At 68.8% G+C, this 16,898-nt stretch carries 12 protein-coding genes and 1 tRNA gene; 7 read left to right on the forward strand and 6 right to left on the reverse strand.

Annotated elements, in window-relative coordinates; all coding sequences use genetic code 11:
* Both MFF30_RS20180 and MFF30_RS20185 read left to right on the forward strand, forming a co-directional pair.
* Nucleotides 1-695, forward strand: a 695-nt coding sequence (locus tag MFF30_RS20180; protein ID WP_238281558.1) for a nucleotide sugar dehydrogenase, incomplete at its 5' end; no start/stop codon positions are given.
* Nucleotides 696-708: 13 nt separating this feature from the next.
* Nucleotides 709-1,674: a UDP-glucuronic acid decarboxylase family protein gene (locus tag MFF30_RS20185; RefSeq protein ID WP_238281561.1), complete on the forward strand. Its 966-nt coding sequence runs from the start codon at nt 709-711 to the stop codon at nt 1,672-1,674.
* A 140-nt stretch (nt 1,675-1,814) separates the two neighbouring features.
* Here the strand turns inward: MFF30_RS20185 and MFF30_RS20190 are convergent, their stop codons facing one another.
* The 4 genes from MFF30_RS20190 to MFF30_RS20205 all read right to left on the reverse strand — a co-directional run bounded on the left by MFF30_RS20190 (nt 1,815) and on the right by MFF30_RS20205 (nt 7,593).
* The gene (locus MFF30_RS20190; RefSeq protein WP_238281563.1) at nt 1,815-3,146 is read right to left on the reverse strand and encodes an O-antigen ligase family protein; all 1,332 of its coding nucleotides are present in this window, start codon (nt 3,144-3,146) and stop codon (nt 1,815-1,817) included.
* Nucleotides 3,143-5,299 carry a GumC family protein gene (locus MFF30_RS20195; RefSeq protein ID WP_238281565.1) on the reverse strand — a complete coding sequence of 719 codons (2,157 nt, stop codon included), beginning with the start codon at nt 5,297-5,299 and terminating at the stop codon, nt 3,143-3,145. Before MFF30_RS20195 ends, MFF30_RS20190 begins: the two co-directional genes overlap by 4 nt.
* 211 nt (nt 5,300-5,510) lie before the next feature.
* Nucleotides 5,511-6,716: a GNAT family N-acetyltransferase gene (locus tag MFF30_RS20200; protein WP_238281567.1), complete on the reverse strand. Its 1,206-nt coding sequence runs from the start codon at nt 6,714-6,716 to the stop codon at nt 5,511-5,513.
* A gap of 10 nt (nt 6,717-6,726) precedes the next feature.
* Nucleotides 6,727-7,593 (reverse strand): polysaccharide deacetylase family protein, encoded by an 867-nt coding sequence (locus MFF30_RS20205; protein WP_238281569.1) that lies wholly within the window; start codon nt 7,591-7,593, stop codon nt 6,727-6,729.
* 473 nt (nt 7,594-8,066) lie between these two features.
* Here MFF30_RS20205 and MFF30_RS20210 point away from each other — a divergent pair, with 473 nt between their 5' ends.
* From MFF30_RS20210 to MFF30_RS20220, 3 genes are read left to right on the forward strand one after another with little or no spacing between them, the layout of a single operon-like run.
* Nucleotides 8,067-10,211, forward strand: coding sequence for a right-handed parallel beta-helix repeat-containing protein (locus MFF30_RS20210; RefSeq protein WP_238281571.1), 2,145 nt, complete (start codon nt 8,067-8,069; stop codon nt 10,209-10,211).
* The gene (locus MFF30_RS20215; RefSeq protein ID WP_238281574.1) at nt 10,208-11,353 is read left to right on the forward strand and encodes a glycosyltransferase family 4 protein; all 1,146 of its coding nucleotides are present in this window, start codon (nt 10,208-10,210) and stop codon (nt 11,351-11,353) included. The genes MFF30_RS20210 and MFF30_RS20215 overlap by 4 nt, the downstream gene beginning before the upstream one ends.
* Nucleotides 11,350-12,675, forward strand: a complete 1,326-nt coding sequence (locus MFF30_RS20220; protein ID WP_238281576.1) for a lipopolysaccharide biosynthesis protein — start codon at nt 11,350-11,352, stop codon at nt 12,673-12,675. Before MFF30_RS20215 ends, MFF30_RS20220 begins: the two co-directional genes overlap by 4 nt.
* A 72-nt stretch (nt 12,676-12,747) precedes the next feature.
* Here the strand turns inward: MFF30_RS20220 and MFF30_RS20225 are convergent, their stop codons facing one another.
* Together MFF30_RS20225 and MFF30_RS20230 are read right to left on the reverse strand one after the other, a co-directional pair.
* On the reverse strand, nt 12,748-13,578 hold the full coding sequence (locus tag MFF30_RS20225; protein ID WP_238281578.1) for a WecB/TagA/CpsF family glycosyltransferase: 831 nt from the start codon (nt 13,576-13,578) through the stop codon (nt 12,748-12,750).
* Nucleotides 13,575-14,831, reverse strand: coding sequence for a glycosyltransferase family 4 protein (locus MFF30_RS20230; protein ID WP_238281580.1), 1,257 nt, complete (start codon nt 14,829-14,831; stop codon nt 13,575-13,577). Before MFF30_RS20230 ends, MFF30_RS20225 begins: the two co-directional genes overlap by 4 nt.
* A 560-nt stretch (nt 14,832-15,391) precedes the next feature.
* Here MFF30_RS20230 and dps point away from each other — a divergent pair.
* On the forward strand, nt 15,392-15,946 hold the full coding sequence (gene dps / locus MFF30_RS20235) for a DNA starvation/stationary phase protection protein Dps (protein ID WP_238281582.1): 555 nt from the start codon (nt 15,392-15,394) through the stop codon (nt 15,944-15,946).
* Nucleotides 15,947-16,602: 656 nt separating this feature from the next.
* Nucleotides 16,603-16,692, forward strand: a tRNA-Ser gene (locus MFF30_RS20240).
* The last annotated feature ends 206 nt before the right edge of the window (nt 16,693-16,898 follow it).

Raw genomic sequence — 16,898 nt, forward strand, 5'->3', positions numbered from 1 at the left:
AGATGGCGGACCTGTGCGAACAGGTGGGCGCCAACGTCCAGCAGGTCGCCCGCGGCATCGGCCTCGACAACCGCATCGGGTCGAAGTTCCTGCACGCGGGCCCGGGCTACGGCGGCTCGTGCTTTCCCAAAGACACCCTGGCGCTGGTCAAGACGGCCCAGGACGCGGGCACCCCGGTGCGGCTCGTGGAGACGGTGGTCTCGGTCAACGACCAGAGGAAGCGCGCCATGGCCCGCAAGGTGATCCTGGCCTGCGGGGGCTCGGTGCGCGGCAAGACGATCGCCATCCTGGGCCTGACATTCAAGCCCAACACCGACGACATGCGCGACGCGCCCGCCCTCTCGATCATCACCGGCCTGCAGGACGGGGGCGCGCGGATCCGGGCCTACGACCCGGAGGGCATGGAGGCCGCCCGCCCGCTCCTGTCCGACGTGACCTACGCCAGCGACGCCTACGACTGCGCACAGGGCGCCGACGCCGTCGTCATCGTCACCGAGTGGAACGCCTTCCGCGCCCTCGACTTCGCCCGCCTCGCTACCCTCATGGCCGCACCCGTCATGGTCGACCTGCGCAACGTCTACACCGCCGAGGACGTGCGCCGCCGGGGCTTCCGCTACACGGGCATCGGCCAGTCCCGCGCCGCGGCGGTGGACGCCGATCCCGATCCCGGCCTTCCGGTCATGCGACGCGATTAGGCCGACATCCGACATGCGTTACGGCAACACGAAGAAGATCCTCGTCACGGGCGGGGCCGGCTTCCTCGGGTCCCACCTTTGCGAGCGCCTGCTGGAGCAGGGGCACGAGGTCCTATGCGTCGACAACCTCTTCACCGGAAGCCGTCGGAACATAGCCCGGCTGCTGGGCGACGCGCGCTTCGAGTTCATGCGCCACGACGTGACCTTCCCGCTCTATGTCGAGGTGGACGAGATCTACAATCTCGCCTGTCCGGCCTCGCCGGTGCATTACCAGTTCGACCCCGTGCAGACGGCCAAGACCAGCGTCATCGGCGCGATCAACATGCTGGGGCTGGCCAAGCGTCTCAAGGTGAAGATCTTTCAGGCGTCCACCAGCGAGGTCTACGGCGACCCCGAAATCCACCCCCAGCCGGAGGAGTACTGGGGCCGGGTGAACCCGATCGGCTACCGCTCCTGCTACGACGAGGGCAAGCGTTGCGCCGAAACGCTGTTCTTCGACTATCATCGCCAGCACCACATCCCGATCAAAGTGGCGCGGATCTTCAACACCTACGGGCCGCGCATGCATCCCAACGACGGGCGCGTGGTCTCGAACATCGTGCTGCAGGCCCTGCGCAACGCGGACATCACCCTCTACGGTGACGGATCGCAGACGCGCGCCTTCTGCTACGTCGACGATCTCATCGAAGGTTTTTTGCGCCTGATGGCGACCGGCCCGGAGGTCACGGGGCCGCTCAATCTCGGCAATCCGGGTGAGTTCTCGATCCGGCAACTCGCCGAATGTGTGATCGAACTGACCGGATCGCGCTCTCGCATCGTTCACCGGCCGCTTCCCCCCGACGACCCGCGCCAGCGCCGGCCCGACATCACCAAGGCCAGGGCGCTCCTCGCGTGGGAACCGACCGTTCCCCTCGACGAGGGCCTGGGAAAGACCATCGCGTATTTCGAGCGCTTCCTGACCGAGACCGATCACGGCTGATCGTTCCGCCGCACGTCATCCCGCTCGGTCATAGGATGTCCGGATTGCAGCTTCGCTTGGCCAGTCGCGCGAGGTTGCCCCCACCGCTCGTGGCGGCCCGGCGGTCGTGTGGCCCGTCGAGCCCGTAGCGGCTCGGCCCGTCAGGCTCCGACGCGTGCACCATCCGCCGCCCGACGCGGCCCGTAGACCCGGCCGCCGACCAGGAAGGCGTAGAACAGCAGAATCGTGGCGAGGCAGTTGTGCCGCATGAACTGAAAGTCGGTCGCGGACGAGGCCGTGAACAGGATCAGGATGCAGCCGAGGATGTCCGCCGACGATCCGAGCGAGCGGTTGGCGCTGACGCGAAGGCCAACGACCAGGATGACGATGTAGGCCGCGAGTCCGAGATAGCCGAGCACGATGAGCACATCGAGGGCACTGTTGTGGAAGTTCGGCGTGAAGAAAAACTCGAAGTAGGACCACAGGTCCCAGACCTGCGAGTAGGGATCGCGCTGAAAGAAGCCGCCGTAGCCGTAGCCGACCCAGGGATGCTTGGCGATGTAGCCCGGAGCCAGGGCCCAGAAGTCGCCGCGCCCCGTCAGGTTCGAGGAGCGCCCGAAGAGTTCGGTGATCCCACCCACATCGATGTGCGGCAGCAGGACGGAGATCAGCAGCGTCGCCATCCCGACGACGGAGAACACCACGCCGCGCAGACGCGGGGCGGCGCGCGCCGTCGCGATCATCATCACCGAGACCGCCAGCGCGAGAATGGCGGAGGCCGAGTTGGCCAGCACGAGGGCGATCGCGCAGAGGGCAAGGCCGATCCAGCGCCAGACCGGGGATTTCGCGAACGAGCGCGGCTGGAAGAGCAACACCAGGAACGCCGAGGCGGCATTGATGCCCATGTGGATCTTGTGGCTGAAGACGCCGCTGAACTCGCCCGCCGTGAGCAGGCCGGGCCGCTCCGGATCGGTCGTCACCAGTTCGGGTATGATGGCGAGGAGGATGAGCGAGAAGGCGATGGACGGAACCACGACCCTTGCCAGGGCACCGAGCAGGACGTCCGGATGCACCTGCGTCGCGAGAGCGTCCGCGACGACGATGTTGGCGACCAGCATCACGCAGAACACGAAGGCTTGGGCCGGCTGGTAGGCCCAAGTCGCCGAGGCAAGGACGTAGAGGGCGAACGGGATGAGGAGCGCGAAGCGCGGTTCCAGGCCATCCCGCCAGAGGCCGCGCAGAACCACGACCCCCGCGATCGCGTAGAGCAGGATCCAGCCGAGCATGCTGACGATGTCCGCGCGGGATTCGTCGTTGCCCACGAGGCCGGCTTCCTTGAGGGCACGGGGCTGGAACGAGAAGTTGTAGAACGCGGTCGAGGCGAGGAGCATCGCCAGAATCGCGAAGGCCATGCGGGCGACGCGCCAGCGATCCGCCGCGCGCCCCGGCACGGGCAGGCTTGCGCCGTGCAGCGAGGCGGTCGCGGTGTTCACTCGGGCGTTCCCGTCGGACTCACCGTCCGGGCCAGGACCATGCCGGCAAGGGAGAGCCGGGCCGCTTCGCAGAGGCCGATCGCTTCCTGGACGGTGGCCTTGCGGCCCCGCTCGTTCTCGACGACGAGCAGGCCTGCATCGGCCGCCGCGGCGACGAGGGCCAGGGATTCGGTGGGCGCCGACCCGAAATCCAGAATCACGAGGGCGTAGTCGACCAGCGCCTGTCGCACGAGGCCGGAAAGGCCCGGGCCGCCCATGCGTCGCAGGTCGTTGGCGGCGATCGCGTCGGCGGGCAGGAACCCGATACCGTCCTCGCGGATCGGCCAGACGGCCTCCTCGAGGCTGATCCGCCCGGCGCTGCAGGCTCCGAGCCCGACCGCCGCGTCCAGTCCCAGGAAAGCGGTGAGGCCACGGGCGCCGACGGCGGCATCGATGAGGAGTACCTTCGCGCCGATGCTGGCCGCGGCCCGCGCCAGGTCCAGCGCCACGAGGCCCGACATGGCGTCGGCTTCCGTGGACGACACACCGATCGAGCGTGGTCCGCCGGGGCGTCCGACGCCGAGCCGGTCGATCAGCTCGAGCCAGGGCCGCGCGTCCGTGCGGTAGAGATTGGCGCTTCCCGGATGGACGGCCCGGGTCGCCACCGGAACGGAGCCGAGGATGCGCAGCCGCGAGGTCTGCTCGAGGTCGTTCCGGGAGCCGACCTTGCCCGCCATCAGGTCGAGGGCCATGAGGCCGCCCGCGCCGACGATCAGACCACCGATACCGGCCAGGGCCAGGATCAGCGAAGCCGGAGCGTTCGAGGACCGCTCGGGCGCGACGGCGGGAGCGACCTTCCGGATGTTGGTGGAGTTGAGGAGGGCCTGCTCCTGAAGCTGCCGGCTCCGGACCAGGGCGGAATTGTAGACGGACCGGCTGGCCTCGGCCTTGCGCTCCAATTCCCGCAATTGCACGAAGGCGTTGCTCGCCGAGGTCGCGGTCCGGCTCTGGGCCTCGATCTCGCGGGTGTAGAGCCGCTCCGTCTCCCGGGCGCGGGCGAGGTCGCTGCGGGCCGCCTGGGCGAGGCGATCGATCTCCTGGTTGATGCTGGTCTGTGCCTCCTGCACCTCGCGGCGCAAATCGACGAGGTCGGGGTGCCGGGGTCCGAGCTTATTCTCGAGGCTGGCATAGCGCCGCTTGACCTCGGCCATCTGCACCCGAAGCGCCGTGATCGTCGCGGAATCCAGGCTTTCCAGGCTGCCTTGGCCGCGATTGATCTTCGTGAGGCCGTCGACGCGTGCCTGAGCCTCGGCCACCTGCGTGCGGGCGCGGCCGAGCTGGGAGTTGAGTTCGGCCAGCTGCTGATCGCTGAGAAGCCGCCCGCCCGCGTTGACGAGCTTGTTCGAAACCTTGAACTCCTCGACCGCGTCCTCCGCCGCGCGGACGCGGGCCTGCATCTGCTTGATGTTTCCGTCGATCGACGCGCTGGAACTGCGCGCCAGATCGGCCTGCGCCTCGGCGCTCTCCGTGATGTAGCTGTCGACCACCGTGTTCGCCACGAGGGCGCTCTTGCGGGCATCCGCACTCGTCATCGTGATGTCGACGACGAAGCTGCGCTCGATGCGGCGGATGGCGAGGCGATCGCTCAGGACCGCGACGGCGCGGGCCTTGAGGTCCGGTGCCGGCTTCTCGCGGGTGCCCAGGAACGCTGTGAAGACGCCCTTGATGGCGCCGATGGCATCGCCGACGAGCGAGGATTTGGTGCCGTTGAATTCCGGGTCCTCGGTGAGGCGGAGCTTGTCCACCACCCGCTCCAGCAGGTCTGTCGCCTTCAGCACCCGCATCTCGCTCTCGACGAGGTTCGTCACCGCGTCGGCGGACTGCGCCGACGGCTGCACCTCGGTGTCGAGAACCTTCAGGCCGCGCGGATCGATGATGATCTGCGCCGTCGCGACGAAGCGTGGCGTGCTCGTGGCAACAACGGCAAGGCCGATGCCGAGGGCGAGCAGGACGATCAGGATCAGCCAGCCGATCCGCCGGCGCAGGATGGCGCCGAGATGCCGGAGGCTGATGGTCTCGGCGGAACCCGCGACCGGCACGGGCTCGACGATGTGCGACGGCTCCGGTCGTGCCATCAGGACGCGAGAGAGGTCGGCGATTTCAACGCTCTTCATCAGCTGCACCGGCCTGGCCTCCCCGAACGCGTAGTCCCGTATCCCGGCATCTGCGCCGAGGTCGTGTCCCGCTTTGGAACGCATCTGTTCCGAAATCTGGGCGGTAGCCCGGCGGGATCCGCGCCGTTCGATCCGGTCTGCATGGCGTGAGCCAGGGGCTCGGCCGCGTTCCGGCCTCGCGCGGCGAAGAGATTCCCGGGGATGGGGTATCTCATCGTCCGCTGCCCCGGCTCATCGAGGCCCGGCCCTCGGCGATCCTGGCCCGGAGCCGATAGATCGCGGGCCGAAGGCGCCGCTTGATGTCGAGTCGGGCGAAGTGCAGCACGGTCGCAAGGTGGCCCGGCCCGATCAGACCGAGCCGAGATCGGCGCGTCACCACCGTCTGGAGCGGGATGCAGGTGGCGCCGACCTGAGCCTTGTAGGGCAGATCGCCCCACATCAGGTTGAAATCCAAGATGCCCGCCGTCCGGCAGGCCTCGATCGAATTGATGAGCGTGATCTTGCCCAGGCTGCTCGTCGGATAGCCCGGGTCATACCCGTGCGTCAGAAAATAGGCCTGATCTCCCGAATGGCAGATGAGGTCCGCGGCCAGGATCGTCTCGCCCATCGTCAGGATGGAGGAATGTCCGACCTCGGACGCCACCGTCGCGAGGCGCACGGTCTCGCTGTCGTCGATGCCGTAGCGCCGGCCCTGGCCCTCGATCCGGATGCGGCCGAATGCGGTGATCGCGTCGAGAACGCTCCGGCGCGGGGCGGCCTCGAAGCGGATCGCCACGCCCGGGTTGTCGCGCGCGAGGTTGCGCAGACAGCGCTTGGTGTTGGCGACGACCTTGGGCGGGACCTGTGCCTCGCGCTCCGACAGGGGCAGACGCCAGTTGTTCTGGTAGTGGAACACGAAGCGTCTCGGCCCCCGGGGGAGGGGGGCAGCGCACTCGACATCCTCGAACACCACGAAACCCGCGCCGGCCTTCGCCATGAGCCGGTCCGCGAGGCCTGAGACCAGCGTCTCATCGACCCTCGCGAGGCGTCCCTGATGGATCAGGCCACCCTTCGCACGGGTGAAGACGAGGCGTGGCGCGTCGCGCCCGGGCTGGGCCTCGACGAGGAGGAGCACGCCGGCCTCGTAGGCGCGCAGATAAGTCGGCTCGGTGAAGAGGGTCGAGGGCGCCGCATCGGCGTAGTGCGACGCCTCGGCGGTCGCGAGGCGCAGGCCGCCATCGGCGCCGAGATAGTCCGCCGCAGTGAGGACCCGACGGCCCGACGGACCGCGCGGGCGCTCGGCCGGCGAGGGCGTCGCGTCCGGGGCGGATCGTGCCATGGCGAGGGACCCACTCATCTCGATCTTTCCGGCCTTTGCGATCTTACCGTTGCGCCCGTCGGCCCGGTCGCGCACGCGGTTCTGGACATGTCCGGTCATCGTGTCGGCATCAGGCGGCGAGGGGCGGCGGCACGAACCGCCGCTCGGCGCGGGTGGCGTAGTAGACGACCGTGCTGATCGGCCAACCCGGCTCGAAATGGTGGCGCGGCAGGTAGCGGGGCATGCCCTCGCCGGCCTGGAGCGACCCGCGCACGCTCGAGAAGATGGCGCGGTATCCGCTGGCTCTGGCCCGTGCGAGCGCCCGCTCGCTCATCGCGGTTGTGCGTCCGAACGGCCAGGCGAAGCTGGTGCAATCGCCCGGCAGCCGTGCCTCGACCGCAGCACGGCAACCCGCGATCTCGGCATCGAGTTCGTCCTCGGAGAGCTTCGAGACCTCGCGGTGCGTCAGTGTATGCGCGCCGATCTCGACGTTTTCGCGAGCGAGAGCCGCCAGGGTCGCCCAGTCGGCGAGCAGCAGCGGCTTGGCGTAGCGGGCGTTGCGCCGGAACGCCTCGCAGGCATCGGCCGGCTTCTCGATGAAGGCGGGGCAGACCATCAGGGCATAGGGGATACCCGCTTCGTGCAGGATGGGATGCGCCTCGCTCGCGATGTTCTCGAAGCCGTCGTCGACGGATAGATGGAACAGGCGTCCTCGTCGGCGCGACGATCCGTCGAGAAGCGAGACCAGCTCGGCCGTCGTGATGAAGTCGCCCTCGCGCTTCAGGGCCGCGAAGAGGCGGGTCGCGTGCTCGCGCTCCTGCGGGAACAGGTAGTGGAAGGTCAGGCAGCGAACCGTGTCGGTGGTCCGCTCGTAGGCCAGGGGGCGGACACGATCCATGATCCCCCGCAGGATCAGGCGCTTGACCCGGTCGGATAGGCCGGCCGGCGGCGTCATCTCCGAGGCCGACGTCGCATAAGCCGGGGACAAGTCAGGCATGGAAGAATGCGCATCCATCGCGGGAGGCCGGTCGCGCTGGGCCTCTGCCTCTGTCCACACCGTGCCGTGGAGGGTCTGCATCGCGATCGAGCGCTCCGTCGATAAGCCGCCAGGAACCCGGAACGGGACGGGCCACGATGCGCCTCGGACCGGTCCGACATCGTCCACGGCCGATGCCACCCTGGGCGACGGACCGGAACAAGGGCGACATTAGACCGAGAGGGTAAAGGAACGCTCGCGCGCCCTTCGAAAAACGCCGTATGGTTACCAATATATTCTTGTTCACCCACATAAACTTATCTGTCTCGAAATCCGTTATATTGACGTTCGCGTGATCCATGCTTGGTTCAGTCCTGAACATGACCGTGCCATCTTCTGGCGACAGGGGGCGGCATCCCGCCTGCATTGCGGCCGGCGGTTAAGCGGTTCGTCGATCCATTCGGACCGCTCGCGCGTCTTCGAGAATAAAGCCCATGACGCTGCCCCAGTCCCGCGCTTCGACTCCTGGCCGCGATGCCCCTCGCGGGCATCGGGTTCGGCCGGCCTGTCTGGCCGCGATCAGCCTGCTCGTAGGCGCGGCGCTTCCGTTCGCCGGGGATGCGGAGGGCGCGACAGCCTCGCGCGCGGCCGGATTGCAGATCCGGGTCGATCCCGGCGCGAACCCCTCCGCCGCGACGGCGGGGCGGGAAATCGTGGTCGCGACGCTGGAGGAGGCCGTCGCACGGCTTCGGCAATGGCGACGGACGGGGCGTGACGGAGAGGGGGCCGCCCTGATCGCGTTCGCCGGCGGCGTCCATCGTCTCGCGGAGCCGGTCCGGATCGAGAAGGGTTTGGGCGGGCGACCGGGTCAACCCCTGATTCTGCGCGGGGCTGCGGACGGAAGCACCCGGATCGTCGGCAGCGTTCCGCTGGCACGCGTCGACGAACCCGTGCCGGGCGGTGTCGATCCGGGACAGCGCAGCCGCGTGCGCAGCTATCGCCTGCCGCGCGCCGCCGCCGAAGAACCCAGCATCAACGTTCACCGCATTCACCCGGTGCCGGCACCGCCCCTCGGCCTGGAGATCTTCGACGCGGAGGGGGCGCTGACGCCGGCCCGCTGGCCGAATGCCGGGTGGGCTCGGCTCGCCCTCTCGCCCGAGCCGCCGAAAGGCGCCGAGGCCACGGACCCCACGATCCTGCTTCCGGAGCCGCGCGCGGCCCGTTGGCGCGAAGAGGGCGACCTCTGGATCGCCGGGTATCTCGGCCAGGACTGGTCCTTCGAGACGCTGCCGGCGCTGGCCCTGCCCCCCGCCGCGAACCGGCTCGCCCTGCTTGGCTCGCCGCACTACCCCCTCCGGCCGAAGGACCGCTTCTACGTCGAGAACGCCCTGGCGGAACTCGACGCACCGGGCGAATGGTGGCGCGACACGAAGCGCGGCCTCGTTCTCCTGATCCCGCGGACGGAGGCGTCGGGACCGATCGAGGTCTCGCTCGCTTCGGGGCTGATCGCGATCGACGGGGCCAGCCACGTCCGCCTCGAAGGGCTCACCCTGGAGCGCACGCGCGGCGATGCCGTCGTGGTGACCGGGGGCGAGGACGTCGTCCTCGAGGATTGCACCCTGCGCTGGACCGGCGGACGCGGCCTCGTCATCACGGACGCCGTCCGCTCGGGCCTTCGGCGTTCCGTCGTGACCGAGACCGGCGAGGGCGGGGTCACGCTCACAGGCGGCGACCGGGCGACCCTCGTCCCGGGCGGAAACTTCGTCGAGGACAGCGTCCTCGTCCGGTTCAGCCGCCTCGGACGGACATACAAGGCGGCGGTCTCGGTGGACGGCGTCGGCGCGCGGGTCACGGGCAATCTCATCGCGCACGCGCCGCACCTCGCCATCCTGTTCCAGGGCAACGACCATGAAATCGCGCGCAATGAGATTTACGATGTCGTTAGAGAATCGTCGGATGCATCAGCGATCTATACGGGACGCGACATCGCTGCTCAGGGCACGCGTCTGACCGGAAACTTTCTTCACGACATCCGCCCCGAACCTGGGTTCGAGGTGAAGGGAATCTATCTCGATGACATGGCGAGCGGTTTGAACATCACCAACAACCTGTTTCTCCGCGTCGACCAGCCGGTCTTCATCGGCGGCGGCCGGGACAACACCGTGACGGGTAACACCTTCGTGGGATCCCCGCCCGCCTTCTTCCTCGACGGGCGCGGCGAGGTCTGGCCGGGTCCGCCCATCACGGATCCGAAGAACACGGTGCGGGCGGCCTTCGATGCAGTCCCAGCGACCCGGCCGCCGTGGTCGACGCGCTATCCTCAGTTGGCCGGTCTGCTGTCGGACCAGCCCCTGGCCGCCAAGCGCAATGTTTTTCGCGACAATCTGCTCGTGTCGAGCGGCGCGCCGCACATCGAGGCCGGCGCCGATCCGCGCCTGCAGACAGTCGAAGCCAACCGGACCGGGGACGTACCGGAGGCCGCGCGGGCGCCGACATCCGCCGCCCTCGAATCCATCCTCCCCACGGATCGCACCGGCGCGCGTGCTTTCGACGCGTTCGACCGCGTCGCGATCCTCTCCCGAATCGCCGCCCTCAAACGACGGGCCGGCCACCTCCTCGCACGCGACGGATCTCCATGAAAGTCGCTCTCCTCACCAACATCGTCACCCCCTATACCCACCGGCTCTTCGAGCGGATGGGTCAGAGCCTGGGCGGCGACCTCTCGGTGTTTGCCTGCAGCGAGACGGAGCCGGAGCGGCACTGGACCGTCGCGCCGGCCCGGTACTATCGCCGCGCGGCCCTGGGGGGCCTGCGCCTGCACCGGTCCTACGTCAGCCACATCTACCTCAACCCGGGCATCGTGCCGGCCCTGCTGGGGACGCGCTACGACGTGGTCGTCCTCAGCGACTTCTCGCCGACGATGATGATGGCCTGCGCGGCCGCCCGCGCGCGTCGCATCCCGGTGATCATCTCGACCGACGGGCAGCCCGAGACCGATCCGGGGCGGCATTCCCGCATTCACCGCCTGGCGCGCCGCGCCATCGTGCCACTCTGCGCGGCCGGGGTCGGGGCGAGCCGGGGCAGCCTCGCGCTCCTGCAATCCTACGGGCTCGCGCCCGAGGCGTCGTTCCTCTCGCCGATCGCGCCCGGCTGGGATTTCGTCGGTTCGCCCCCGAGCTTCGACGCGCGGCCGTTCGATCTCCTGTTTTGCGGCCACCTCGACGACGATCGCAAGGGCGCCCTGTTCTTCGCCGACGTGGTCGATGGCCTCGTGGCACGGGGACGCCGCCCCACGGTCCGCGTCGCCGGCGACGGTCCCCTGCGCGAGGCCCTGGCCGAACGCCTGCGGACGGCCGGCGTGGAGGCCCGGTTCGATGGGTTCCTGAGCCAGGAAACCCTGGCCGAGGCCTATGCGTCCGCGAAGGTCTTCCTGTTTCCCTCGCGCGGGGATCCCTGGGGGCTCGTGGCGAACGAGGCCATTCAGTGCGGTACGCCGGTGATCGCCTCGGTGCATGCGCAATCCGGCCTGGAACTGGTGGGCCCGAGCGGGACCGGGCAGGTGCTTCCACTCGTGGTGGCGGACTGGACCGCCGCGACCGAGCGCTACCTCGACGACCGTGCGGCATGGCAGGACGCCCACGCCGCCGCCGTCGCGGCAACGCGGACCTTTTCGATCGATGCCATGACCAACGGCTTCATGGCGTCCTTCGACTACGTCACCGCCGGGTCGGGCGGGACGCCGTCCGGTGCCTTGGGCGCGAGTCTCGGACGGGCGGAATGATCCATCCGTCGATGGCCTCACCGGCCCGGCCCGGCTCTCCTGGGGGGCTCGTGCGCAGCATGGCCCTGCGCCTGTGGTCGGACCCCTGGATCTGGTCGGCGGGCGTGCAGGCGCTGTCGAGCGGCATGAGCCTCGTCGTGTCCGTCGTGGCGGCCCGTCTGCTCGGCGTCGCGGATTTCGGCGTCTACGCCCTGGTTCATGCCGGGGTCGCGCTCCTCGGCGTGCTGCAGTACCAACTCGTTGCCGGACCTATGATGATCGTGGCCGGGCGCCGGAGCCGGTCCGCCGACTACTTCGGCACCGTCGCCCGGGCGGCGATCGTGGTCTCACTTCTGGTCGGCGCCGCGATCGCGATCTATGCCGCCGTCCTCATCGAGCGGCCGGCGGGGAGCGTCGGCTGGGCTCTGCCGCTCGCGAGCCTCGTCTACGCCGCTGGCTACATCGTACATGACAACGCCAAGCGGCTCGCCTTCGCGCGCGGCTGGTCCCGGGCGGGCTTCGCCTACGAATTGGCGCGCCACCTCGTCTTTGTCGCCTTGCTCTTCGCGGTGTGGCTGATCCACGGGGTGGACACGCCGATCCTGCTCGCCTGCGGGGGCGTCTCCGCGATTCTGGCCTCGCTCCCGGCCTTTCTGGATGCGCTCCGGACCCGTACGCGAGGCAGCCTCCGGCGCACCGTCGGCCGGCACCATTGGGTGCTCGGGCGTTGGCTCGTCCTCGTCGTCTTCGTCTCGGCGGCTCATGAGCAGATCGTCACGATCCTTGCGGGATCGCTGATCGATCAGGATGCCTCGGCGGCCCTGCGCGCCGTGCAGGTGCTGTTCGGGCCCCTGCTCGTCCTGATGATGAGCCTCGAGAACATCGTGCCGCGCCAGGCAACCAACCGGTTGCGGGTGGGCGGACGGGCTGCACTGGCCCGCTATCTCCTGCGCGTGCTCGTCCTGATCGAAATCCCGATCCTCGTTATCTGCCTGATCGTCGGCCTTTACGGTGCGTCGATCCTCGGCTGGCTCATGGGCCAGGGCTTCGCGAGCTTCGGACGCGTGGCCGCCATCATGGCGCTGGCGCCGCCCGTGACGATGTGCCGGGAGATCGGGGTTCTCTACCTGCGCACCACCGGCAACACGCAGGGCGTCTTCTTCGCCTTCCTGACCAGCGCGGTGGTCACCGTGGCGGCGATCTACCCGCTGATCCATACCTTCGGCCTCGAAGGCGCGGCGGCCACGGCGATCCTCGGCCACGGCGTTTCGACGGCCGCCATCCTGTTCCAGGTCTGGCGGCTGCGGCCGGGTCTCGATCGGCCGAGCCCCGCGTTGGCCTGACGCGAACCCCGCAAACCGAGAGCGGTCGCCCTCGCGTGGGCGGTCGCCCGGTTTGTGCTTGCGATCCCGATCCTACGGCTTGCCGGACTTGCCGCGATCGCGCGCCACGATGGCGAGGAAGCGGGGGACCACCGTGGCGTAGCGGTGGCCCAGGCGGCGCGGCTCGCGGATCAGCCGATACAGCCATTCGAGGCCGAGCCGCGTCATCGCGGCCGGCGCCCGCGGAATCGTGTTCAGGTTCACGTCGAAGGCCGCGCCCACGCCCATGGCGATCGTGCCCGGCAGGAACGGCGCGTGGCGGTGCATGAACAGTTCCTGCTTCGGCGTGCTGAGCCCGATCCACAGGATCTGCGTACCCGCCCCGCGGATGCGCTGGTGTAGCGCCTCGGATTCGGGCTCCGTGAGGGGGCGATAGGGCAGGGTCTCGTGCCCGGCGATCGCGAGGCCCGGCGCGCGCCGCGCCATCTCCTGGGCCAGCGCCTCGGCGACACCCGGTCCGCCCCCCAGGAAGAAGTGCTTCCAGCCCTCGGCGAGGCCGGCGCGGCACACGGTCTCCACCGATTCGATACCCGGAACCTGGTCGATCTTCGCGTGTCCGCGCAGGCGCCCGATCCAGGCGAGGGGGCGCCCGTCCGCACAGACCAAGAGGGCGGCGTGATGAGCCGCCATCACATCGGGATCGTCCTGCGCCCGGACGATCCCGTGCGCATCGCGGAAGACCACGAAGGTACCGGGCGTACCGGGCCCGCGCCGGAGCCGCCGGCGCATCGCGTCCACCAGCCCGGCCATGTCGGTGACGGAGACCGGAACGCCGCCGAGGGCGTAATGCGCGATTTCGGGATCATGCCCCCAGGCGTGGCGCCCGGTCGTCTGCCGGAAGGGTTCGGATGCGGACAGGATCATGACGCCTCTCGCTGGCGGCTGCTGGCGCGGGCGGCGATCGCCTCGCGGTAGATCGGAAGAGCGCGGGCGGTGACGGAGGTTTCGGTCCACTCGCGCTCGTAGACGCCGCGGCCCGCGCGGCCCATGGCGCGCGCCTCCTCGGGTGCATCGACGATCCGGTCGAAGGCGCGCGCGAGGGCGTCCGGGTCGCCGGGCGTGGCATGGAGGCCGGTCACGCTCTCGGCGACGAGATCGGGCAGCGCGCCGATCCGCGACACCACGACGGGCGTACCGACACTGAACGCTTCCGCGATCACCATGGGCAGGCCCTCGTAGCAGAGCGACGGCACGACCACGGCCTCGGCCGCGCGCATCGCCGCGCGCACGCCGTCCCGGTCGCGGGGGCCGAGGTAAGTCAAGTTCGGCGCTCCGCGCACGAGGTCCGCCAGGGGGCCGTCCCCGATGATCGAGACCGGCGCACGGGTCCTGCGCGCGGCCTCCACCAGGGGCGCCACGCCCTTCTCGGGACCGAGCCGGCCGACATACAGGATGCCGGCGCGCGGGCCGTCCGGCCCCGCGCCGGGATCGGCGAGGCCGTTGGGCTTGATCCGGATCCGATCCCCGGGAAGGCCGGCCGCGACGAAGCGGGAGCGCGCGAAATCGGTCAGCGCGATGAAGCGATCGACATCCCGGGTCCAGGTGCCGGCGCGACGATGCAGGTCGATCATCCGCGCCACCGCCAGGGAGCCGAGGCGCGATCCCCGGTAGCAGGCGTGGCGGACGGCTTGGTAGGGCGAACCGCCGACACAATCCTCGCAGGGGCGCGCATCCCGCATCAGGATGCCGTTCGCGCAGGTGACGCGGAAGTTGTGGAGCGTCTGCACTGTCGCGGTGCCCGTCGCGCGCACGGCCGCGTGCATGCCGGGCGAGATCCGTGGGAAAACGTTGTGCGCGTGCACCACGTCGGGTCGAAAGGCCCGCACGGCCTCGATCACGGCAGCGATCCCGCGCGGGGCGTAGGCCGCTTCCCAGGCGGTCCTCAGCTTGTCGGCTGCCGTGCGGATGCCGTCGTTGTCCAGGAATAGGGTCTCGACGCTTTGGCCCGCCCGGCGCAGGCTCGCGACTTCCTGCTCGACCACCGCGTCCTCGCCGCCGCGGACCTGATAGCGGTTGTGCACCACGAGGATGCGCAGGGGAGCCACGATGCCGTCGCGCGACGCGCCCGAGCCTTCGCCCGACTGGAAAGCGTCGCCCGACACGGCGTCTTCGTTCACCGGGGGATCGTCCGAGCGGTGGAGTGGCCTCGAAGCTGTCTCTGTCATCGCCACATGCCGAGCGTTTTCCTGAACGGTGCGTGCCTTGCCGAGATCAACGCCTGTCGAAACCATGCGGACGGATGGCGGAAGCGTCGGCGATGCACGTCCAGGCATCATCGTTGGTGACCATACGGGCTATCTAACCGCACAGATCTTAAGAATCGCTCGGTGGCGTCCCCGATCCATTGACATTGAGATTTACGATTCTCTCACCACCATGCGCGGTGATCGTTCAAGCGTCCGGAACCTTTGGGGTCCCCGCCGAGCGAGGCCTGCCGGGCCGGTTCGACTGTTCACCGCGGGCAGGTGCCAACGCGCGCCGCAGGCAGGTGCCATGTGTGATCCGCATGGATAGGAACACAGGCCGGACGACGCCGTTCTATGCTTGAGCGCTCGGGCGGACGACGCATGCCGCTGCCAGCCCGGGACCAGGTTCATGAACATCGACGTCGCGCACCGCATCCGACGAGGGGTTGGAACGCCGGCTGCCGCTTCGCCGAACCCGAAAGGACGACACAATGGCTGATTCCAAGGCTCAGGCCGGCAACCAGCGTCTCCACGAGACGCAGAATGGAACGAAGTCGAACGCCAAGAAGGTCTCGATCGACGTGCTGAACGCGCGTCTGTCCGACGGCATCGACCTCGCGCTCGACGTGAAGCAGGCACACTGGAACCTGAAGGGTCCCCAGTTCATCGGCATCCACGAGATGCTGGACGGCTTCCGCACGGAGCTGGACGACTACAACGACAAGGTGGCGGAGCGCATCACTCAGCTCGGCGGAACCGCGCGCGGAACCGCGCAGGCCGTGGCGTCGGCCTCGCAGCTGAAGCCCTACCCTCTCGATGCCTACGCGATTGCAGACCATCTTGCCGCGCTGATCGACCGCTACGGCGTCTACGCCAACGCCGTCCGCCAGAATATCGACGAGACCGACGAAGCCGGGGACGCCGGAACGGCCGATCTCCTCACCGAGGTCTCCCGCGGCGTCGACAAGCAGCTCTGGTTCCTTGAGGCCCACGTGCAGGAGCCGACCGGCACCCTGCGCGACGGCGACCACGCCGGCCAGCGCTAAAGCGTCTCGACCGACCATCCGCACGAATCTTTTGCAGGGGAGGCGCTGTGAGGCGCCTCTCTTTCTGTTTGCAAAGTGTCGTGCTTTGTTGCGGACCCGCAGCGGTTAAGCGCACGGACGGATGCCCGGTGCCGAGGGTGCCGCGAAACACGGTTTCGCCATTGCCCCTTCACGCACCCGTTCCACCACTGTCGGTGTCCGGACCAGCATCCCGATGAAGCACATTCGACCCTGCGGGAATGGAGGCATCCCGGGCAATCCAGCGGGTCGAAAGCCGTCTGATCGCTCGCTCGGGCCAGGAGGGGGGAGGGCCAGGGACCGCCGCCGGGTATGGAGATCGTCGCCGATCGGGGCGATCGTCATGCCGGAGGGCGCCCGAAAGAGGAGATCGAACCATGCCGGACACGGCGCGCGCGTGCCGGCCGCCTGCCGGCTCGTCAGCTGATCTGGCTCACGCATCGCAAGGATCACCGGCATCAGTCCCCAGCAGGCGATCCGGCCTCACCGCAAACGCTGATCGTCTGTCTCTCCCGGAGCCGCAGCAAGGACCGGCGCCGTGCCGGAATGCGAAGCCGTCAAGCTTTCTCGTGTTTGCACGCTTGTCGAGGCAAGAGAACTCGTGTTACGGAGCCTGCGTCTCATCGAGGCGCCTTCGCGGAGAGGTGGCAGAGCGGTTGAATGCACCGCACTCGAAATGCGGCATGCCTGCAAGGGCATCGGGGGTTCGAATCCCCCCCTCTCCGCCATTCTATTTTCTAAAGATAAATCAATGACTTAACTTGGCACCTGGGTGGCGCTTTGTAGCTCGTTTGTGGTGTCGAAGTTGTAGCAGAAGAACGGGTCGTTAGTTCAAATCCCTGCGAGCTCTACACCGCTTCGCCCACGAAGCGCCTCATAGAGCTGAGCCGGTCCGAGCAAAACATCCTTCAATCCTGACCTGACCGGCTGGCTT

The organism is Methylobacterium goesingense (assembly GCF_022179225.1).
In the GTDB taxonomy this organism is placed as follows: Bacteria; Pseudomonadota; Alphaproteobacteria; order Rhizobiales; family Beijerinckiaceae; genus Methylobacterium; species Methylobacterium goesingense.

Coding starts and splice junctions, on each gene's coding strand:
- MFF30_RS20185 (WP_238281561.1), top strand. CDS start 709: ATGCGTTACGGCAACACGAAGAAGATCCTCGTCACGGGCGGGGCCGGC.
- MFF30_RS20195 (WP_238281565.1), bottom strand. CDS start 5,299: ATGAAGAGCGTTGAAATCGCCGACCTCTCTCGCGTCCTGATGGCACGA.
- MFF30_RS20200 (WP_238281567.1), bottom strand. CDS start 6,716: ATGACCGGACATGTCCAGAACCGCGTGCGCGACCGGGCCGACGGGCGC.
- MFF30_RS20205 (WP_238281569.1), bottom strand. CDS start 7,593: ATGCCTGACTTGTCCCCGGCTTATGCGACGTCGGCCTCGGAGATGACG.
- MFF30_RS20210 (WP_238281571.1), top strand. CDS start 8,067: ATGACGCTGCCCCAGTCCCGCGCTTCGACTCCTGGCCGCGATGCCCCT.
- MFF30_RS20215 (WP_238281574.1), top strand. CDS start 10,208: ATGAAAGTCGCTCTCCTCACCAACATCGTCACCCCCTATACCCACCGG.
- MFF30_RS20220 (WP_238281576.1), top strand. CDS start 11,350: ATGATCCATCCGTCGATGGCCTCACCGGCCCGGCCCGGCTCTCCTGGG.
- MFF30_RS20225 (WP_238281578.1), bottom strand. CDS start 13,578: ATGATCCTGTCCGCATCCGAACCCTTCCGGCAGACGACCGGGCGCCAC.
- dps (WP_238281582.1), top strand. CDS start 15,392: ATGGCTGATTCCAAGGCTCAGGCCGGCAACCAGCGTCTCCACGAGACG.